19 protein-coding genes are annotated in these 20714 nt (G+C 38.0%); 6 read left to right on the top strand and 13 right to left on the bottom strand.

Annotation, left to right across the window (positions count from 1 at the left end):
• Positions 1-4: 4 nt before the first annotated feature.
• Positions 5-2350, bottom strand: coding sequence for a hypothetical protein (locus tag DKM50_01520; protein ID PZM83782.1), 2346 nt, complete (start codon positions 2348-2350; stop codon positions 5-7).
• Between the two features lie 423 nt (positions 2351-2773).
• Between DKM50_01520 and trpB the strand changes: the two genes are divergently transcribed.
• The 3 genes from trpB to DKM50_01505 are packed head-to-tail and all read left to right on the top strand — an operon-like array spanning position 2774 to position 5372.
• Positions 2774-3964, top strand: coding sequence for a tryptophan synthase subunit beta (trpB, locus tag DKM50_01515; protein PZM83781.1), 1191 nt, complete (start codon positions 2774-2776; stop codon positions 3962-3964).
• A 32-nt stretch (positions 3965-3996) separates the two neighbouring features.
• A complete protein-coding gene (locus DKM50_01510) occupies positions 3997-4797 on the top strand; it encodes a tryptophan synthase subunit alpha (protein PZM83780.1) in 801 nt (266 codons plus the stop codon).
• Positions 4798-4844: 47 nt separating this feature from the next.
• Positions 4845-5372 (top strand): hypothetical protein, encoded by a 528-nt coding sequence (locus DKM50_01505; GenBank protein PZM83779.1) that lies wholly within the window; start codon positions 4845-4847, stop codon positions 5370-5372.
• Here the strand turns inward: DKM50_01505 and pyrF are convergent.
• From pyrF to DKM50_01465, 8 genes are all read right to left on the bottom strand, one after another.
• A complete protein-coding gene (pyrF, locus tag DKM50_01500; GenBank protein PZM83778.1) occupies positions 5369-6172 on the bottom strand; it encodes an orotidine-5'-phosphate decarboxylase in 804 nt (267 codons plus the stop codon). The genes DKM50_01505 and pyrF overlap by 4 nt on opposite strands.
• Positions 6173-6700: an orotate phosphoribosyltransferase gene (gene pyrE, locus DKM50_01495; GenBank protein ID PZM83777.1), complete on the bottom strand. Its 528-nt coding sequence runs from the start codon at positions 6698-6700 to the stop codon at positions 6173-6175.
• A 13-nt stretch (positions 6701-6713) separates the two neighbouring features.
• Entirely contained in the window at positions 6714-7355 is a 642-nt protein-coding gene (locus tag DKM50_01490) for a 50S ribosomal protein L25 (protein PZM83776.1), read from the bottom strand.
• A 157-nt stretch (positions 7356-7512) separates the two neighbouring features.
• Positions 7513-8427 carry a dihydroorotate dehydrogenase gene (locus tag DKM50_01485; protein PZM83775.1) on the bottom strand — a complete coding sequence of 305 codons (915 nt, stop codon included), beginning with the start codon at positions 8425-8427 and terminating at the stop codon, positions 7513-7515.
• Positions 8428-8680: 253 nt separating this feature from the next.
• Positions 8681-9970, bottom strand: a complete 1290-nt coding sequence (locus tag DKM50_01480; protein ID PZM83774.1) for a hypothetical protein — start codon at positions 9968-9970, stop codon at positions 8681-8683.
• Between the two features lie 127 nt (positions 9971-10097).
• A complete protein-coding gene (locus DKM50_01475; GenBank protein ID PZM83773.1) occupies positions 10098-12407 on the bottom strand; it encodes a hypothetical protein in 2310 nt (769 codons plus the stop codon).
• A complete protein-coding gene (locus tag DKM50_01470) occupies positions 12407-13540 on the bottom strand; it encodes a hypothetical protein (GenBank protein PZM83772.1) in 1134 nt (377 codons plus the stop codon). Before DKM50_01470 ends, DKM50_01475 begins: the two co-directional genes overlap by 1 nt.
• Positions 13488-14447, bottom strand: coding sequence for a hypothetical protein (locus DKM50_01465; protein ID PZM83771.1), 960 nt, complete (start codon positions 14445-14447; stop codon positions 13488-13490). The genes DKM50_01470 and DKM50_01465 overlap by 53 nt, the downstream gene beginning before the upstream one ends.
• 381 nt (positions 14448-14828) lie before the next feature.
• On the opposite strand from DKM50_01465, the gene DKM50_01460 reads away from it, so the two are divergent.
• Positions 14829-15200 carry a hypothetical protein gene (locus DKM50_01460; GenBank protein PZM83770.1) on the top strand — a complete coding sequence of 124 codons (372 nt, stop codon included), beginning with the start codon at positions 14829-14831 and terminating at the stop codon, positions 15198-15200.
• 39 nt (positions 15201-15239) lie between these two features.
• Here DKM50_01460 and DKM50_01455 read toward each other — a convergent pair whose 3' ends face one another.
• The 4 genes from DKM50_01455 to DKM50_01440 all read right to left on the bottom strand — a co-directional run bounded on the left by DKM50_01455 (position 15240) and on the right by DKM50_01440 (position 17987).
• Positions 15240-15437 carry a hypothetical protein gene (locus tag DKM50_01455; GenBank protein ID PZM83769.1) on the bottom strand — a complete coding sequence of 66 codons (198 nt, stop codon included), beginning with the start codon at positions 15435-15437 and terminating at the stop codon, positions 15240-15242.
• Between the two features lie 451 nt (positions 15438-15888).
• Positions 15889-16344 carry a hypothetical protein gene (locus DKM50_01450; protein ID PZM83768.1) on the bottom strand — a complete coding sequence of 152 codons (456 nt, stop codon included), beginning with the start codon at positions 16342-16344 and terminating at the stop codon, positions 15889-15891.
• 177 nt (positions 16345-16521) lie between these two features.
• Positions 16522-16932, bottom strand: a complete 411-nt coding sequence (locus DKM50_01445) for a hypothetical protein (protein ID PZM83767.1) — start codon at positions 16930-16932, stop codon at positions 16522-16524.
• 335 nt (positions 16933-17267) lie between these two features.
• Entirely contained in the window at positions 17268-17987 is a 720-nt protein-coding gene (locus DKM50_01440; protein ID PZM83766.1) for a hypothetical protein, read from the bottom strand.
• A 158-nt stretch (positions 17988-18145) separates the two neighbouring features.
• Here DKM50_01440 and DKM50_01435 point away from each other — a divergent pair, with 158 nt between their 5' ends.
• Both DKM50_01435 and DKM50_01430 read left to right on the top strand, forming a co-directional pair.
• Positions 18146-18958, top strand: coding sequence for a hypothetical protein (locus DKM50_01435; GenBank protein PZM83765.1), 813 nt, complete (start codon positions 18146-18148; stop codon positions 18956-18958).
• Positions 18959-18981: 23 nt separating this feature from the next.
• Complete coding sequence (locus tag DKM50_01430) at positions 18982-20709, top strand: DNA polymerase/3'-5' exonuclease PolX (GenBank protein PZM83764.1); 1728 nt, start codon at positions 18982-18984, stop codon at positions 20707-20709.
• Positions 20710-20714 lie beyond the last annotated feature (5 nt).

Here is a 20714-nt window from a genome sequence, read left to right as displayed (position 1 = left end):
AAACTTATTCCTCTATATCAACAATTATTTCTCGTGCATTCGGATCTATAATGATTCTGCTATTCTCAAAAGCAGCGTCTATTCTATCTACCTGGACATTTTTAATTTTGAACGGCAAATTAATCTCAATATCCTCAGGAACAACTGTATACTGGTTTTCGATCACTATTTTCAGCTTATTTTTGTCCACAAAAGCAGTATAATTAATTCTCCCGAAATAACTTGGAGCATTTGAAACAGAAATCGGATTGTTCGGCTTAAACCAACGTCTCGGAACTACTGGCATAAGAACTAAGCGGTTATCCTCTTCAAAGAAAAAGATATTTCTAATGGTAACAAGATAATCAGCAGCAGCCCATCCATGATGACCGTCACCGATACACCCTCCCATGGTAGTTGGATTAATTGATTCAGGCCACGTATAGGTATCAGTCGCAACATCAACGAGCCAATCAAGAATTTCGATTGCCCGCTGTGAACGCAAGTAAATGTGTGCTTCAATAAAATGCGTCGTGAGATAGGTTCCATACCCGGAATGGTTTACGTCATGGAAAAAACCGTTCCCCTGAAAGGTAGTTGCTTCCATGTACTTCAGCGTATTTGTGACTCGCTCATCATACTGGCTCATCACCCTTAAGGGATATACAGCAGAAAGACAACCAACAGCTGCAGAATCCATTCTACGATTCGGAGATATCGGCATTAACGGCTGACCTAACCTCGCCGCAACTTCTTTAAGAGAGACATTAACAATATTCATTAATCTATCGAAGGCCTGAGAAAATTTACTATGGCTATCGTGATCACCTAACTCTTTTGCCGCAAACGCAGCATCCCGAAGTCCCGCTAAGGCCCAGAAATCATCCCAATAATAATAGTCATGGGCACCAAAGTGTTCAGCAGAAAGACCAGGAGGAAGAAGCCCCCGTAAACTCTCTGGAATCGAAGGTCGCTCAGTTTCCTTGACTTTATTTATAATCCAGTCAGCACCTTTTTTTATTGACGGATATAAGTATTTCAAAAATTCTACATCCTTTGTCATACGATAGTGTTCAATAAGTACCCAAATAGCTTCACCGTTCGAATCCCACTCGCCTTCCTGAGAAAAAAAGAAACCATCCTTCCTCAGTCGGTCAGGATAGGTGGCAAGGACATTCTTCGCTTCCTGGGTAAACCCGATTTTATCTAAACCGTTTACCAGATAAGCCGCATCCCTTAACCAAAAAGAGTGATAGCTTGACGGTCCAGGATTAATAGATTTTCCATCATAAAAAAGTAGCATGTATGCTTTATTCGCATCAAAGGCATCCTTAACCCTTTTATCAGGAATAGAAATCTGCATCGTTTCAGCCAGTTTTTCATTCCATCGCTCAATCAATTTTTCCAGAGTACCGATATAAGCCACATCACTATCAAATATACTCGAATATTTCGATGTCTTCACTATCGGCAAACGGGCCTCATATTCTTTTTGTTCCCCAGGCTCAAGCTCAATAATATACTCGACCGCCGCAGTACACAACCCGACCTCACATTTACTCTCGTTAGCAATGGCATAATCAGTGTCTAAGAAAAGAGAGACATCTCCTTTTTCAAAATTTGAACAATAAACCAAGTCCGGTTTCGATATGAATTTTACGGCAAGATCTTCATCAACAGAAATAGTATTCTCATTACTATTATATTCAATAGCATTTATAAGCTTCATTCCTTCAACATTATAAGGACGAACGGAATAATATAAAGAAAATTTCTTTTTGATTGATCCAAGATTCTTAACGATTACTTTTTCAAAAACTACATCTTTGCCGTCGATCTTATCGCCAAAAGCATGAGCTTCTACCCGAATGTCTTCAGCAGTGAACTCAGTAACAACAATCGGCAGGTTATCCGCCAGGCGTTGAACAACCGAGTCTATTTTAGACGGAGCATAGAGTTTCTTACTCATGCCCAACCAGAAATCGAGAGTCCAACTATTATAGTAAGGTCCAATAAGGCCTTTCTCATCAACGGTAGCCTCATATTCGCTCTCAAGACTGCCGATCGCCGTCCAATTACGATGAGCAACATTAATTGACGATGCCTGGAATCCTCGTGCGACAAAGCTTATCGAACTGGCATCATACTGTTTATACATCCAGTAAGGAAGTACCCAGTCGAGATTCGAAGAAATAATAACTCGGGTAAATACCCCTCGAATGAAATTCATAACATTTAAATCAACAAGTTCTTTCGGGATTCCATGGGCCATATCATGACTGGCTTTATACAAAGCCTCAACATATTTTATTCCCTCGTCAGGAATACCTAAAGTTTTCATTACTCTAAAAATAAAATAGTTTTTAAACAAGACATTCTCCTCTCGCCTTTATTTTTTGATTATTGTTAACTGGATTCTGCCTGCCGGTATAATTTGCCGCCGCCTAAACAAGCAATCTGTATATATATTCGCCACACAATTAACGCTATAGTAATCATTATCAACTTGCACAAAACGAATATTATTGAATAAATCTCTCGTATATTCATTATATCACCATTTCACTATTATTCTATTAATTAATGATCAGAGATAAGGCTATAGCTATCTATTTTTTTTTAGAACTCTTGCACATATTTTATGCTCATTATATAATGAATCGTCAGCCAGTTGATAAGATCTATTACCTAACTATCATTGACCACCCGCCAACAGAATATCTATAGTTTATTGTCAACTGAAAGAAAACCGGATTGCAGCTGAATTGAACATAACACCACTAAGGAGTGTACATTGAAAACAAAGAACAAAGCAGGCTATTATGGCAAATATGGCGGACAATTTCTGCCTGAAACGCTCATGGAAGCAGTCATAGAGCTAGAACACAATTATAAAAAAATCATTAGAACAAAAGAATTCAAAGAGCAATTTACATATTATCTCAAAAACTATATCGGCAGACCAAATCCCTTATACTTCGCAAAAAACCTTACCGAAAAACTAGGTGGCGCAAAAATCTATCTTAAAAGAGAAGATCTTAATCATACCGGCGCACATAAAATAAACAACACTATAGGACAAATACTTATTGCCAAGGCACTCGGGAAAAAAAGGGTTATAGCCGAAACCGGTGCAGGACAACACGGGGTAGCGACTGCAACCGTTGCTGCACTTATTGGGATCCCGTGTGTTATTTATATGGGTGAAGAAGACATAGCCCGGCAAGAACTAAATGTTTTCAGGATGAAACTTCTTGGAGCACAAGTCGTCTCGGTTACTTCAGGCAGCAAGACCTTAAAAGACGCGATGAACGAGGCTATGCGAGATTGGATGGCGACAGTCGATACTACCTTTTATCTAATAGGCACAGTTGCCGGCCCGCATCCCTACCCTCAAATGGTAAAAGAGTTCCAGTCAATCATTGGAAAAGAAACAAAAAAACAGATCAAAAAGATAGAAAAACAACTCCCGGATTGCCTCATCGCCTGCGTTGGAGGAGGAAGCAATTCCATCGGTTTTTTTGCACCGTTCCTGAAAGAAAAAAGCGTTGAATTAATTGCAGTCGAAGCTGCTGGAGAAGGGTTGGCTACAGAAAAACACGCAGCCACAATTAACAAAGGACGTCCCGGAGTGCTTCACGGATCCTACAGCTATATACTTACAGATGATGATGGGCAAATAGTAGAGACCCACTCAATATCTGCCGGGCTTGATTATCCGGGAATAGGCCCTGAACACAGTTTTTTACATGACACTTCTCGCGTGATATATAGCAGTGCAACCGATACAGAAGCACTTGAGGCATTCAAAATAGTGTCAGAGACCGAAGGAATAATCCCGGCATTCGAAAGTTCCCACGCTCTCGCAGAGATGCTCAAAAAAGCACCTCAAATGTCTAAAGACAAAATAATAATTGTCTGCCTCTCGGGAAGAGGAGACAAAGACGTAGCTACTGCTCAGAAATTTATAACATTTAATAAATGATACTGACAAAATAATCTCCTTATCAAAGGAGTATGTTAAAAGGATCGGGGGGATTTGAAGTGAAATTATCGGAGCTATTCAAAAACAACAAAGTCTTTATTCCATATATAACTGCCGGAGACCCAGACCTTGAAACCACAGAAAAACTTATCTATACACTGGAAAAAGCCGGAGCAGATGCTATAGAATTAGGGATTCCTTTTTCTGACCCGATTGCTGATGGGCCTGTTATACAAAAAGCGCAGCACAGGGCATTGGTTGCCGGAACTACCCTCAAAAAGATTTTCACGATGGTAGGCCGTGTTCGCCAACAATCTTCAGTTCCCTTATTATTTATGATGAGTTACAACTCCGTCATTCAATTCGGACAAACAGCTTTTATCCAGGCACTTAAGGATCATGACATCGGTGGACTGGTTGTACCTGACCTTCCATTTGAAGAATCTGCTCCGCTATGTTCAGAACTCAAAGCGTTTTCAATTCCAGTTATCAGCTTTGTTGCACCGACAACCTCTCCCCAAAGAATCAAAAAAATCACTCAAAAGGCGAACGGGTTTATATACCTTATCTCTTCAACAGGAGTAACCGGAGAACGGCAAACGATCGAAACTTCAGTAAATGATATAATAAAAAATATAAAAAGGACAAAAGAAATTCCAATCGCTGTCGGATTCGGGATTTCTACTCCAGAAATGGCCAAAAGAGTAGCGCAATTCGCTGACGGGATCATAATTGGCAGTGCTATAGTTAAAATAATTGAGGCTCAAAAGCAGGACTGCATCGATAGCGTGTATGAATTTGCAAAAAGCGTTAAAGTAGCACTTTTAAAATAGGAGATTAGTCCCTGCACAAAAATCTATGCTGACAAGGAGTCACATATTTGAAGCATGAAATCGTACAATTTTATAGTGCAGCAAAAGCCAAGATAACCGCAGATGATGAAATGTTTATAAGAAAACATCTCAGCCATCAAGAACAGATTATTTTCTATAGGCAGCGGATAGCCGATCAACGACACGCTCTCGATACCGCATACAAAACAGAGAAAGAAATCGAACATAGCGATTGGGTTAACGAAAAACGCATTCTAAAAACAGCCCTGCTTCACGATATCGGTAAAGCTGCTGTTTTTATGCCATTATGGGTGCGTCCGCTTGTGGTTATTTCTAAAAAATTCATGCCAAGTTTCCTTGGATACTTAGCCGAAAAAGGTTCCAAACCAGAAGCTCGTCTCGCCTATCGTTATTTTTACACCTACGTGTTCCACCCGGAAATCGGCGCAAAAATGCTCAAAGAAATCGGCGTTGAAAGAGAAGTCCTCACATTAATAAGTCTTCACCATGAACCGCCATCACCCAGCGAGCCGAAGGAACTGCCGATACTGCGAAGGGCAGATAACGCTAGTTAAATAAGGCTATTGATTCTGTCACGGACGTCTTGCGCTTTATTTCGGGCTTTCTGCGCGAAATCACTCTCCGAGGAAGCATAAAGAATTTCACGGGACGAGTTAATTACAATATTACTGTTATACATAAGACCATATCTGACGGCGTCTTCCAGGCTACCGCCCTGCGCGCCGATACCTGGCACAAGAAATATCATTCCCGGACATAATTCCCGGACTTTTTTAAGTTCCTCTGGGTTGGTAGCACCAATGACAAGACCAACATTTCCAGATTTATTCCATTCCTTACACTTCGTGGCCACAAGTTCATATAGGTACTGATCACCGACTTTTTGCTTCTGGAAGTCGATAGATCCTTTATTCGAAGTAACACACAGAACAAACGACATCTTGTCGCTATAGTCAAGAAATGGCTGCACAGAGTCATATCCCATATAAGGATGGAGAGTCGTCGCATCCGCCTTGAGATCTTCAAATATCGCCTTTGCGTACATAGCTGCAGTATTCCCGATATCACCTCGTTTTGCATCGAGGATTACCGGGATATTCTGAGGGATATAGGACAATGTCTCTTTCAGGAGAGCAAGCCCTTCAACCCCGAGTGATTCATAGAAAGCCATATTCGGCTTATAGGCGCAAACAAGATCTTTCGTTGCGTCTATAATTGCTTTATTAAAAAAAAGTATTGGAGATTTTTCTTTACGAAGAATTAAAGGTATTTTCTGAGGATCAATATCAAGGCCGACACAGAGCTTGCTATTATTCTTGGTCTCGGAGCCGCGTAATTTTTCTTGAAAATTCATTTATCCGATGCCCAGTTCTGTTTTCGTGAAAACACTGTCCATTACAAAACCGGCTTTTTCTATATTCTCTCGAGCGCCTTGCTCTCTATCAATAACTCCAAGAATAAGCTTAACATCAATATCGATTGATCTCAGATTTTCAGCCGCTGTAATGGCTGCTCCTGCTGTCGTTAAGATGTCTTCAACCAGGACTACCTTTTCCCCGGCATGTATCTCACCTTCAACGACCTTGTCCGTACCATACCCTTTTTGGCCCTTACGTACAATAATGAACGGCTTCCCAATCTCGATACTTAAGGCTGCAACAAGTGCAACCGCACCCAATTCGGGACCAGCCAAGCGATCAAAAGAATCAAGTGAAGGCAATTTCTTTGCGAGTTCCTTGGCTAAAGGCGCTAAAATATCAGGTTTCGTAGCAAATAAATACTTATCCAGATAATATTTACTTTTCTTTCCGGAACGAAGAGTAAAATCACCTTCCAGATAAGCCGAGTCTAATATTTTTTTACCTAAAGTTCTTTTATCCATAATGGTCTGCTTATTATTTCTTTTCAGAAGCTGCAGAAGATGCTGCTGCTGCCGCCCCGGCTGCTGCCGCTGCTGCTGCTACTTCAGCATCGGTTTCCATACCCTTTGGCTTGTCAACTGTTGCAACAACAGTTTCAGCTGGTGGACGAACAATCTTAATATTTGGCATAACAATATCGCTGATACGCATACTTCCACCAAGATTAAGATCGGAGATATCTACTTCAAAATGCTTCGGCAAATAATCAGGAAGACATTTAATGGTTACTTTCTTAACTCTCTGGAGAAGCTCTCCACCTTGTTTAACACCTGGCGCTACACCAACCAGACGAACATCGATATCAGTTTCGAGTTCTTTTGACATATCAATATGCAAGAAATCTACATGTCGAAGTTTTCTTGATAACGGATGCCTGTCAATTTCGTGGATGATAGCGGTATTCTTTTTCTCATCGATAAGAAGATTAAAAATAACGTGTGTACCTGATTCAGTATTTAAGCACTTTATCAGTTCATTCTCTTTAACCATATAGCTTTTGGTCTCTATTCCTTTACCATACAAAACAACAGGCACCATGCCATTGTTGCGAATTTTCCTTGTTAACTCTTTTCCGAATTGCTCACGTGGCAATGTTTTTAATTCTACCTGCTCCATTATTATTCACCTTTCTTTAATAAAAAAATCATTTTATCCACAGGAACTGGATTATAACATAGAGAATTCTCGTTTACAATATTATTTATTAATCCCTATGGTGTCTTTTTCCCATGATTCAATACGAATGAGCGAATATCCTCATCAAAACCTGATACTAAGGTTCGCGCAAAGCTACTCGCAAATCCTTAATTGAAGAAAAGCCATGTTCTTTCATATAAGATCCAAGTTCCTGGATAACCTTAACAGGAGCATAAGGATCAACGAAGCTCGCAGTGCCGATTGACACAGCACTCGCTCCGGCCAAAAAAAACTCTACAGCATCGTGTCCGGTCATGATCCCGCCCATGCCAATGATCGGGATACTTACAGCTTTTGCGGTCTGCCAGATCATACGAATAGCGACAGGCTTAATCGCCGGTCCGGATAAGCCGCCGGTATAGGTGGACAAATATGGTTTGCGGGCCCTGACATCAATGGACATACCGATAAGCGTATTTATTAATGAGAGGGCATCTGCACCGGCATCTTCCACAGCCCTGGCAATCGACACAATGTCGGTAACATTAGGAGACAACTTAACAATGAGTGGTAAGGACGTAACTTTTTTTATTTCTTTTATTAGGTTAGCGGCGACATCGCAATCGGATCCGAACACAAGCCCACCCCTTTTAACGTTCGGGCAAGAGATATTAGCTTCCAGGGCAACTATTCCCTTTTCATTTTCCAGGCGCTGAGCCACAGCACAATATTCCTCAACAGTATTACCTGAAAAATTAACGATAACCGGAATCTTCTTTTCCCTTAAAAAAGGCATATGCCTCTCACACAAGTCTTCAACCCCGTCATTTTGCAAACCTATAGCATTCAACATTCCTGCCGGTGTCTCAATAATACGGGGAGGTTTGTTTCCCGGTTTCGGATGAAGAGTAGTCCCTTTAACGACAATAGCTCCAAGCAAAGCCGGATCATAAAAAGACTCGTACTCTCTTCCGTATCCATAGGTCCCGGAAGCAACCATAACCGGATTTTTAAGCTTCACACCGGCAATTTCTACAGTTAGATCGATCATTTCAAACTCCTTACTTAGTCTGTTAATTCTTTGTAAAGCGCATCAATTCTATCACAAAACTTCAGAATTATGGATGCCAATTTTACGACCCTGTCCTATTCTTTTGCAATTTTCCTTCCGAGGAGTATATTTTATTATAACTGAAAAGAAATCACCTACTCTGAGAGGCAAAACAGCATGCTAATACATAAGTATTCGTTGGGTGGGAAAAGTAAGCGAAACAACTCCGGCTCCCGCAAGAAGCTCGAGAAAACTAGACTTCTTTAGCCGGCAAACAAATGTGATAGGCAAGACCTTCTCCAGGCTTATTGTCGAGAACAAGCTCCCCCTGCAACATATCGGTAATGCCATTTTTGATCATCCATGCGCCAAGTCCGTTGCCATCAGCTTTTCCATAAGTGAAATACGGATCAAATATTTTATCTATCATCTCTTCAGGCATGCCCGGGCCATTATCTGCAACTACGATTACCATGTCGGCCTCGTTCTTCCGATCAAATAATGCATTATCAGCATAAACTGTCTTATATTCAGGATAAGGATATACCTCGATCTTGACGACTCCGCGTCTATCGGTACTTAGTAAAGCGTCATAGGAGTTTTTGACAATATTATAAAGAACCTGATAGATCAGAATTGTCTTATCCGTATAAAATTCTTTCTGATAGGAAAAAATTGTCTTAAAATCCAGCGAGCCACAGTACTGAGTATTAATAATATTGATCAGTTCATTAACCAAATCAGCGATATTAAAATAATTAGGTCGAAGGACCATTTTTTCGCCCCTGGCGAAATTGAACATCAATTCCTGATTGGCGTTAAATATCAAGGTCGTATGTTTCATCATTTCAGCATAAAAAAGCGCCTGTACCAGATCATTCTTTTTAATCGTATCGATTATGATATCCGGCGCATAGGTAATTGGAATAAAAAGGTTCTTGAGATCATGTAATAACCCAGCCATGGTTCTGGACCTAATCTCCATTTCTTTAGCTTTTTCTATATCTTTCAGTTTTTTATACATCACTACCGATGATCTCAATGTATCAAAAATCATCGTTGTCTCATTCTCATGATTCTTAACAATATACCCATGCGGACGGTATTGCTTATAGAGCTCGAAACCATCTCCATACGTTTTCTGATACCCGGTTATCAAGATGATCGGCACATTATTATTGAGTTCTTTAATCCGTTCGAATACTTCGAACCCGTCAAGGTCCGGCAATCGCAAATCAAGCAGGATAGACATTATCTTGTCATGTTCACGATTAAAGAGATCGATAGCAGGGATTCCTTTGTCGCAGAGGATCAGGTCATAATGATCGCCTAACAATTTCTTAATTGATTTGAGCTGGGAATGGTCATCATCTATGACAAGAATGAGATCTTTGGGAGAATCAATTTTTTTGATTATCCGGTTCACCAGAATATCTTTATCGCGATCCTCAGTATTCGAGATGATCTTATCAACATCAACGCTATTGACATCAATACAAGAATCTTTGATAAGTTGACCTATATTAACATTATTCTCATCCATTATTACACCTCGCGAAGCATAATACTTTCTGCATATACGTATATATAACGATAACACATTTATTTTATTTTGTTTACTTCTTTTTCTTAATAATTTGTAAACATTGAGTTAACACAAAACAAAGGAACTAATCACTACAATAAAATGAAATCTTGAACGTTGTCCCAACACCGACGACGCTTGACACATCAATAATACCCTGGTTATTCTCAACAATCTTCTTAATTATTGCCAGCCCAAGTCCGGTCCCTTGCAAATTCTTCCTTTTAGTGTAGAAAGGCTTAAAAATAAGTTTCAAATCATCTTCAGGGATGCCAGTTCCAGAATCTGCGATCTCCAGAGTAATCATCTCCTTTCCATTATCATAGAGGCTTACCTTAATTTCTTTTCGAACAGTCTCCGCCTCAAGTATGGCTTTTTGCGCGTTATCAAAAATATTAGTAAAAACTTTTTGCAATTGATAGTCAAAAAGACATACACATCTAAGGGAATTGAAGTTCTTTACAATAGTGATCCCTTTTTCCTGGCAATCTTGCTCACACCCGGCAAGCAGCTCTGATATGACGTCAACGACTTTCAAATTTACGGTTGGTATATCGCGTGATACCTTAGAATACTCTAAGAAATCCCCGGCGATCTTACGTAAAGAGGTATTGATATCCTTTATCTCAAACAAAGAGTCTTCTACCTCCTGAATATTAGCAATAACAAATTTCATATATTCCAGAACAACCGGCTTATCTGCCACAGCTTCGCTGATTTCAACACGTTTATAGATATCTGCTAAGACCAGTTTACTGTTTTTAAGGCATCCCTTGTCAAACAAACTCGAGATAAAACGGTTAATGGAACTGAGCGGGTTACGGATATCATGGGCAACCTCTCCGGCAAGCTTGCCCATAGCAGAAAGCTGCTCTTCCTCAATCAGCTTTTCTTGTGTTCTTTCCAACTCGATAATAGCTTCCCGCAACTGAGTATTAACTTCTTCAACTTCCTCACGAAATTTCGCTTCAATTTCTTTTTCTGCATGCAGTTTAGCTTTCTCCTCAATCTCGAAAATTTTCGAGACTACTAAAGCACCCTGATTCACAAGCGTATACAACAGGCTAATATCCTTTTCCTTGAAATCCTGCCCGCTCTTCTTCTGCCCCACAGCTATCATTCCGGTAACATCATCATTATCAACACTGCCGATGAGCAGTTTCGCCTCAATCATATCCATAATACTCATAATATGAGAATACTCTTTTTCTTTGGTCCGCTCATAATCATCTTTGATCTCACTATACAAGATGCAGTTCTTCTGCCGTGATTTGATCTCTCGAATAATAGGATTGTTTTGGCGTATCGGCATAATAGCCTCGATATGTTCCCGATCGATTTGCTTATCAAAAACCTTCTTAATATTCTCAACTGTCAACAAATGGAATTTCGTCTTACTATGATTAACAATAAAAACTCCAGTATTATCGACTTTAAATGCAGACTTCAATTCTTTATCAATACCATGGACCAATGCTTCGACATCAGTAATACGTTGCAACTTATTGGTCATATCAGCAAGTACTTCTCCATAGTCATAATCTGCCATAAAAAATATTTTATCGGTAGTTCTTTGTAGAAATCGCTTGATGTTATCAACAAGAAGAAAAACTAAGGTCCAGATAAAAGCAATTAATATTAAGTTGAGGTAGCCTAAATTAATTTTTGTTGAAAAATAATTAATAGTTATCGTAATAGGGTAAATTATTATTAGAAATAGGATTAAGAAATAGGTACTTCGCTTAATTACGACTTCAATATCCATCAATCGATGTCGAATAATAGCATAAAAGGTTATTGTCATAAACACCATATTTCCGATAGTACCCAATGGATTAGAGCCTTTAAAATTAAAAACTGCCAATATTCCACCAATTAGTGTTGCAAAGAAAATAAGTAATACCTTTTGACGCTCTAAAGTATTTGCTTTTTTATAATGGTAAAATAAAGCCCAAGCAGACCATATTAACCCAAAGATCACAATATTGGATCTATACAAAAAGCTATTTATGTCCGGCTTTGGCCAATATCCGTATTCATGCATTAACAATTCTGTTGGAAATATTAAACTAAATAAAGTATTCACTAACGCGATTCCCAAGCTTACATATATCGGATACACAAACCTCTTATCAATATTTTTTATTAAAGTATATGAAAAGAAAACTATAGCTGGTGCAATAAAAAAATTACCCAACCGTGTTAAATAATATAAAGGGTATAAAACCGATAGATCTTTAATAGTGTGAATCAAATACAACATAAATTGCCACATAGAAAGCGTCAAACAGAAAAAAGCAAAAGATATTGTAACCATATTACGTTTTTTTGTTATGATAAAAAACAAAAAAGACAAATTGAGAATCGAAGCAATCAAATATACAAACTTATTCATTACGATGTTATTTCACCCTTTGCGTATTTAAGAATTTTCTCTCCCAAAACTTCGACGCCTAATCCTGGACCAACCAATGGTACTCCAACACCATAATCACCAAACAACAAATCCTGATTAATTATATCTTCTTCCAGAATTAAGTTTGAGTACGAGCCTTCAACAAATAATAATCCATCTATACTTTGGGCAAAATGTCTGCCTGCTGCAGAAAGTATACCTGTTTCTCCTACATGGCACCCCAACATAGATTTCACTCCATGTTTGTTAGCATAATCTAATATCTTTAACGACTTAAATATACCACCACATTTTGATAGTCTAATATTAAATATCAAATTATCTGTGCATATATTTTCGCGAAGCAATTTAGCATCGCTCATATTACACAGTGATTCATCCAGAATTAAGGGAACACTAACCTTACGCAATATCATTTCTAGCCCATTATGGTCGCTTTTCTTTATTGGTTGCTCAACTGCACTGACATGATATCTTTCAAATGCCAAAATTTTATCTATAGCTTCATCAATATCCCATGCTTCATTTGCATCTACTCTAATATTTATATCATTTCCCAATATTTCCCGTGCAGATTTTAATCGATCAATGTCTGAGTCAGTTCCAACTTTCAATTTAAGATATCTAATCTTCTTGACTTTAACCATATGCAAATATTTTGTAAACATATCCACAGGTAAAATAGGCAACACAGCACTATAATTAACTGCTCGACTCCGATTACAAAACAATATCCCAGATATTGGTTTGTTATTTCTTTTCCCTAGGATATCTAGTAGCGCTAATTCAATAGCACACAAGATAGAAGGGTTACTTTGTTCATTAGTAATCTCATCGATTTTTTTTAAAATACTTGATATGCTATCTAAATTTTCAATTTCGTAATAAATTAAATAAGGGATTATAGAATCTTGGAAAAAAGCAATACTACTTGCTATCGATTCTCCAGTAACATAATCCCTTGGAGTACCCTCGCCATAACCACAATAACCATCATCAGTTTCAATTTTTACTATTAATGATGAAGAAGAAACTCTTTCCTTCGAAGAATGCGTAAACTTAAATACTAAGGGGATTTTCACATAAAACATTTTGATTTTGGATATCTTCATTACTTCCCTCCTCTATGCCCTTTTCCAGTTTATTCCATTGATACCATTGTTCAGGATGCTTATAAATATTATCCTCGAGAATAAGCATCGTTTTCTCAAATATAGTTAAATTATCATCTTCATTTGAAACAGAAATTCTATAAAATTTCAGACAATACCTGCCATTTCGACGCCTCTCCAATAATGCCATTACAGCTGGTGACTTTGATCTTTTTGCAATAACATCCAATGTTTTATCTCCGTTATGCCTATCACCCAAAAAAATTGTTTCTCTATTTTTGAATGGCCTCCATATGTCAAACTCATCACATTGGGTAAACAAAACTCGACCCTGTTTCAAGTGGTTAATTATATCGTTGATTATTATGCTATTTTCAGGATCTAATACTTTTGCATTTAATTGATTTGCCCTATCGAGTGTAGCTTTTTTTAACTTATTGGTTTTAAATCTAATTATCATTGTTAGTGGATATCCTTTAAAAGATAAAGTCTCAGGCAAAAACTCAACCGCTCCGTAATGCGCAGTTATTAATATAACTCCTTTATTCTGATTAAATGCTTCATTAAGGATTTCTAAATTTTCTATTTGAATATTTTTATCAAAATATGACTTTATCAATTTAATATCTGAATATGCGGCAATGATCTTTTCATGATAATGATCAAACATGCCCGCAAAATATAATTTTATAATTCTATTTAATTCTTTAAGATCATATTTATTTGAGAGCCTACTTATAATAATTTCTTCAATAGTTTTCTTCTCTCGCTTATTCAAAATATAAAAAAAATTACCTAACAAATGAATATACCACCTTGATAATTTGTAAGGACTCCATTTTGTAATAAACACTGAGAGATAACATTGAATAAAGACACTAATATTTTTTTTTGCATTAGTTTTCATTTAAAAACTCACAATCCAATCATATTCCTAACGATATCTATTTTAATTATACCAACAATAAATATTTTCTAAAGGAACCTATTATTATAATTTTATGAACCCTACATATCTATCAAGAAAGATCCTCTGTCATTATTGGACAGCAAAGGTCAAAAGAGTGATGCAGTAACGTTATCTGCACCGATGCAAATAAATATTGACATACAAATATATCAACGCCATGTAGAAAAAAACAGACAAAGAAAACCCAAAAGAAACCAAACAGCTTATCTCTTAAAAGATTAGGTATTACTTTTTATATATTATTGTGAAATAATATAGACACTACGATAACACAGAAAAAAAAGCAGAAGTTTTCTGAGATAAAGGAAAGGAATCCAGATGGCAAATAAAACCAGGATAGTATTAGTAGATGATGAAGAAATACTTTTGACAGTAATAACCAAAAAACTATCAGAACAATTCGAGGCAATTTCTTTTATTAATCCCATAATGGCACTAGAATATATCAGGGAAAACCATAATCAGGTCGACATTTTGCTGACAGATTACAAAATGCCTGTACTCGATGGTATTGAACTTATATTAACCGTAGAAAAAATCAACCCGGCGATCAAAAAAGTTCTTCTGACAGCCTATTCCGATATGCTCACTAAGAATACTAAAATTCCTCGTTGCGATCTTCTCCTCGAAAAAAGCATACTCCAGAGTTTGGATGAACTTGTAAATATGATCTCAACACTTATTGAATAAAGCTTTCACTTCATCAAGCTATTGAGAACTATCGGACTTCTAGTCAACAGTATCTTCCAGTATAGCCTTTAGTCCCGAATAATACAGCACTTTGTTATAACAAGTCCTTTTCTCTTCCGGGGTTACAGCATTCTCTGCCTTATTCACATATTTATCTGATAGATGTTGCAATATACTGGCATTTAGACGATTAATGATCCTATCAGCATTAACATTTCCTGCACCTGACTTATCCACCAGCAATCTCCACTCCAACCATTTGGTTTAGTTATCCGTCTCTTTGCTGTTAGATTATCGCATAGAATTATTTTTTTACAAATCGTTTTTTTATGGTTTTTAGCCAACAATTCGACATCAAAGAAAACCCCGCATCCACAGTAACTGCAACGACCGGACCCCACTCAAAAGACACCAGAAATATCTCCGGAATTTAACCTATTATGATATATTGAAAATAAAATTAGAAAAGCGATTTTAGCCCGTCTGCGGCAATGAAACTATTAAAGTCTCCATTCTTCCAATTATCTTCAAAATATGATTAGTAGGAATTTTTAAATATTTATTTGGAATTATGATAGAATTCAATAATCAGTGCCAGTTTATCAAACGTTAGCACCTGAGAAAAACAGAGATTCATCTTTTCGCCGAATATATACGGTCCGGCATTGTTCAAACTATCGTTTTTCGATTACCATTTTTCTTTATCGAAAAACGGTCCCATAACCTTCATTATTTTTTCCAGAACATAGTGGATCTTTTCCATATCTTCGCTACTCATATTCTCTTTCATTTTAGCCGCAAACATTTTCATTCCGTTTTTTTCTGACTCTAAGATCTCTTTTGCTTTATCAGTCAGATACAGATAAAAAACCCGTTTATCAACTAAAGACTGCTGTTTAAATATATACCCCATTTTAATTAATTTGCTTACAATTGCAGTTGTCGATGGCTTGGTTACTCCTAGTTTCTCAGAAAGTGTCGTAAAGGTCGGATATTCCATATTTCCAATGGCTTCCAGATAATGCCACTGATTAAATGTTATATCAGAACATATTCCATGCTTTCCAATAGACTCCCTGGTAACAGAGTGCACACCATTAGACACCAGTTTCGATACTTTTAAGAACAGTTCTTCTAAATCCATAGGGCTCCAATTTAGTTAGTTCAACTTAACTAATATAACATCAATTTTCTTATTGTCAACATGCTTTTGCATGGCTACAATCTAATTATACTCGAAAATAGCGGTTTGTAAGTATTTCTTGGGTAGAGCCTCAAGCAAACCCGCACTCCACAGTTCATAATTAAACAGGACCGTCTGTTAAGCGGTTGCGTTTTCCAAATTATGGAATAATTGCTTATTTTTTCTTACTAACTGCTCTCGATATTGCAAAGCTTTTTCGATACTTTCCAACAGGACGTCCGGCATAACCGGTTTAGGCAGGTAGCGACAGCAATGGTCTTTAACATAGTCGTAATTATTCTCGCCGCTGCAAAATATAATCTGTACATAAGGATTATTCATTCTTACGAGATTAACAAAATCCAATCCGGTACGGTAATCCTGCAAATTGACATCAGAGATAATCACCTCGATATCGGGTTCTTCAGAATAGAGTTTTAAGGCTTCGTCGTAATTCCTGGCAACGAGAAGGATATACTTTGAGTCCAGGATACCCTTAAAACTCATGACTACAAAATGATTATCATCCAACAGTAATAGCTTGTTCATCAGTGCCTCCGCTCCTTATGATATCCTTTTTCAAAAAAGAAATTCAAACCTCTCGTTATTTCGCTCAGGAGAGCAATACTAATATAATTATAGCGTTAAAATAATGAATTTCAATATGACCAAGATTCTCATTTCCTACCTATAAATAAATTTTTATTATATAGAAAATCCTGTCTAGAATATCAATCCTAATTATGAAACAAATAATTTCCTTCGCATTCCAGTGAAATCAGGAATACATTTTTTATAGATGCCACACTCTGCTGGCAGACAGTCAGTCTATATTTTTTTCAAAACAAGAAGTAGCTCATATTAATTACAACAAGATAGAATTATCAAGGTGTTATTAACTGCTTTTGAAGAACGTTGCTTGTTATCACAGCATTTAAAGCACTGCTTGAGGCACGCAGTTGGTAACTATATATTTGATTAGGATTCTGAGTAGCAATAGGATCCCGGAATTTGATGATACTTCCTCCACTCAACAGACCAGAAAACGCCACCGGAGCTGAAGTCGGCACTTGAACGAAATTGCCGGTTATTCTATATAGCTGAAAATCCAACTGAGGATAATAATTCTGAGCAGAAATTGCAAGAGTCGGACTGGATGGATTAAGGAAATCGACGGTCACATTAACACTAGCACGAAGACAAGTCTGTACCATTTTCGGGGCAGACACATCAATAATACCTGCCTCAAAAAAATCTTTATAGAGGAGCTTATAATAGTACAGTGTATTCTCTGATACAGCTGTATCTTCATAGGTGTTAGCCGTTGATGATAATTCCACCAAAAAGTTAGTTGAAACCAATGCTACAACATCAGCTGTATCCCGGTATAATTGATAAACTCCGATATTAATCGTCGGATATCCGGATGGATAATTCCACGCAAGAAAAACCCGGTCAAAGGTCCCGGTAGCACTATTTATTTCAATTTTCTTTGGGGTTACCGTAGCATCTCTGAATTCTTGAGCACACCCGGCAAGCAGCAAAGAAAAAACCATAAGTAAAGAATAAAATATTTTTAGCAAACCAAGCACCGTTCCCTTCATCAATATATCCAAACTTTTTTATATTTTAAAGATATTTGCCTTTAAATGCAAGATCCTTCTTAACTACACATTAAACTGAAAACAGCTTCCAAAAAACGCTTTTAATATTCTCGATATCTCAGTATAATACCCCTCAAAACTTAAGTGAATAGAAAAATATGGATATTAAGGCAATAAAATCATTTCTAAAAAAGCTATTTCATGATATTAGTGAAAAAGACATCTATGGGCATGCTTCGATAATCTCTTTCACAGCGATCTTCTCGATTTTTCCTTTACTATTTTTCCTTGCTTCGGTACTTGGACTTGTTGCAGGCCGGTATCGGCTCTATGACAGATTACTCAAAACCGTAGCCCAATTTATACCGGCTGACGCGTATTCGGCTATCACAAACAACGTCCAGCAGATACTACCCTCAAAATCAATTTTGCTGGTAATTATAGGACTTTTGATTTCGCTCTATTCCGCGTCTAATATTATTAATGTAACCATTAAACTGCTCAATAAGCTGAACGGCATTAACGATAATCGTTCGATCATTAAAAAAGTATTGCTCTCCATGGGATTCCTTATTGTCTTTGCCTTCATAGCCATTCTAGTTATCCTCTTCGTGATAGCCGGAGAAGTTATATTAAAAAAATATATGCCGCCGTTCTGGGGAAGGTCAGTACTCATTGCATTCATTGAAATCGCACTCTATTTTTTGCCCTTTGTTTTGGCCGTAGGCTATTTTTATAAAAAAGCTTTGAACATTTATATCAGCTTCAAAAACACTTTACCCGGTGCGATTTTTTTTGTTCTTACTTTTATTATTTTCAGCCAGATCTTTCGTTTGGCAGTCGTCTTCATGAATGTTAACAAAACATACGGGGCTATCGGAGGGATCATTATTTTTCTATTATGGTTCCAATTTATCGCGTTCTTCTTCCTGGTTGGCACAACAATTAACATGAACCTTTTAAAAAGGTAACCGATTAAGCTCACGAGTGGACAATGGACAAAGACAGGATTGCGCAAATATTCTTGGAAACTGCACATCTGCTGGAAATCAGCGGCGAGAATCCATTCAAAGTGAGAGCATACGAGAATGCCGCAAGAACAATAGAATCCCTCAATAATTTCGAAGAGCTATCAATAAGCGGCGAACTAAAAACAATAAAGGGCCTCGGCTCAAGCATACTGGAAAAAATTCACGAACTCCAAACTACAGGACATCTTGTTTATTACGAACAATTAAAAGAGAAAACACCTCCCGGACTGATTGAAATGATGAAGGTCCCTACCCTTGGTCCCAAAAAAGTTATTATTCTTTACCATGAGCTAGGAATCAAAAGCATTCAAGAATTGGAACAGGCATGCTTGGAAAACAGGTTGCTGCATATCGAGAAATTCGGGTTAAAAACCCAACAGAACATTATGGAAGGGATCTCCTTCTTAAAAAAATATTCAGGTACCTATCTGCTCACCGACGGGATCAATACAGCGAACAAACTTGTCGCTCACATGAAATCACTGCCGGAGGTCACCAGTATTGAAGTTGCCGGAAGCATTAGGCGCCGCAAAGAAATCGTCAGGGACATAGATATCGTTGCCACCTGTGATAACACGGAAAAAGTCATGGACTTCTTTGTATCCCTGCCAACGGTCGAAAATATAATTGCTAAAGGCACAACAAAATCAACTATAAGCCTGCGCACCGGAATGAATTGTGACCTGCGAGTTGTCAGCAAAGAAGAATATCCATACACGCTCCATCATCTTACAGGCAGTAAAGACCACAACACTGCAATGAGAGGACGGGCAAAGAAAATGGGCCTGAAAATGAACGAATACGGGCTATTCCGTGAAGATAACACCAACATACCCTGTTCCAGCGAAAAAGAAATTTTTGCTGCGCTGGGGCTAGACTTCATTCCTCCGGAATTGCGCGAAAACCTCGGAGAAATAGAAGCAGCCGAAACAGGATCGCTTCCCCGCCTTATCGAGAAAAAAGATATCAAAGGAATACTTCATTGTCATACAACCTGGAGTGATGGTAACAATACACTGGAAGAAATGGTAACCGCCTGCAAAAACTCCGGATACTCGTATATCGGGATTACCGATCATTCAGTTACTGCCTCTTATGCCGGAGGGCTGACAATCGAACAGGTCCACCGGCAGCTCGAAGAAATTGAGATTCTTAATAAGCTGCATTATCCGTTCAGAGTTTTTAAGGGGGTAGAACTCGATATCCTAGGTGACGGGTCTCTTGATTACAATCCTGAGACCTTGGCGCTCTATGATTTTGTTATCGCTTCGGTACATTCCAGGTTTAATCTGTCCACGGAAGATATGACCAAGCGAATATGCCGGGCGCTTGAAAACCCCTATGTAACCATACTCGGACATCCGACAGGACGGTTGCTACTCGCCAGGAAAGAGTATAATGTCGACATGGCAACCATTCTTAGCTGTGCCGCCAAAAATCATAAAGCAATAGAGCTCAATGCCAACCCCAATCGTTTTGACCTTGACTGGAGATATTGCAAGCAAGCAAAAGAACTGGGAATAAAGATATTTATCAACCCCGATGCCCACAATATGGAAAGCATGCATTATGTAGAACTCGGCGTCGATATCGCAAGAAAAGGATGGCTCGAAGCCCACGATGTCGGGAATACCATGGATGTTGCTGACCTGGAAAAATATTTCAGAGCGGTCTCGCCGATAAATATTTGACGTGC

This window comes from Candidatus Margulisiibacteriota bacterium (genome assembly GCA_003242895.1).
Classification (GTDB): Bacteria; Margulisbacteria; Riflemargulisbacteria; order GWF2-39-127; family GWF2-39-127; genus GWF2-39-127.
The sequence above is the reverse complement of the archived record's forward strand: the minus strand, read 5'-3'. Positions and strand labels throughout refer to the sequence as shown.

Excerpts from the sequence above, each read along its gene's own strand:
- DKM50_01510 (PZM83780.1), top strand. The coding sequence starts at position 3,997 with ATGTTAAAAGGATCGGGGGGATTTGAAGTGAAATTATCGGAGCTATTC.
- pyrF (PZM83778.1), bottom strand. The coding sequence starts at position 6,172 with ATGAATTTTCAAGAAAAATTACGCGGCTCCGAGACCAAGAATAATAGC.
- pyrE (PZM83777.1), bottom strand. The coding sequence starts at position 6,700 with ATGGATAAAAGAACTTTAGGTAAAAAAATATTAGACTCGGCTTATCTG.
- DKM50_01490 (PZM83776.1), bottom strand. The coding sequence starts at position 7,355 with ATGGAGCAGGTAGAATTAAAAACATTGCCACGTGAGCAATTCGGAAAA.
- DKM50_01485 (PZM83775.1), bottom strand. The coding sequence starts at position 8,427 with ATGATCGATCTAACTGTAGAAATTGCCGGTGTGAAGCTTAAAAATCCG.
- DKM50_01480 (PZM83774.1), bottom strand. The coding sequence starts at position 9,970 with ATGGATGAGAATAATGTTAATATAGGTCAACTTATCAAAGATTCTTGT.
- DKM50_01475 (PZM83773.1), bottom strand. The coding sequence starts at position 12,407 with ATGAATAAGTTTGTATATTTGATTGCTTCGATTCTCAATTTGTCTTTT.
- DKM50_01470 (PZM83772.1), bottom strand. The coding sequence starts at position 13,540 with ATGAAGATATCCAAAATCAAAATGTTTTATGTGAAAATCCCCTTAGTA.
- DKM50_01465 (PZM83771.1), bottom strand. The coding sequence starts at position 14,447 with ATGAAAACTAATGCAAAAAAAAATATTAGTGTCTTTATTCAATGTTAT.
- DKM50_01460 (PZM83770.1), top strand. The coding sequence starts at position 14,829 with ATGGCAAATAAAACCAGGATAGTATTAGTAGATGATGAAGAAATACTT.
- DKM50_01450 (PZM83768.1), bottom strand. The coding sequence starts at position 16,344 with ATGGATTTAGAAGAACTGTTCTTAAAAGTATCGAAACTGGTGTCTAAT.
- DKM50_01445 (PZM83767.1), bottom strand. The coding sequence starts at position 16,932 with ATGAACAAGCTATTACTGTTGGATGATAATCATTTTGTAGTCATGAGT.
- DKM50_01440 (PZM83766.1), bottom strand. The coding sequence starts at position 17,987 with ATGAAGGGAACGGTGCTTGGTTTGCTAAAAATATTTTATTCTTTACTT.
- DKM50_01435 (PZM83765.1), top strand. The coding sequence starts at position 18,146 with ATGGATATTAAGGCAATAAAATCATTTCTAAAAAAGCTATTTCATGAT.
- DKM50_01430 (PZM83764.1), top strand. The coding sequence starts at position 18,982 with ATGGACAAAGACAGGATTGCGCAAATATTCTTGGAAACTGCACATCTG.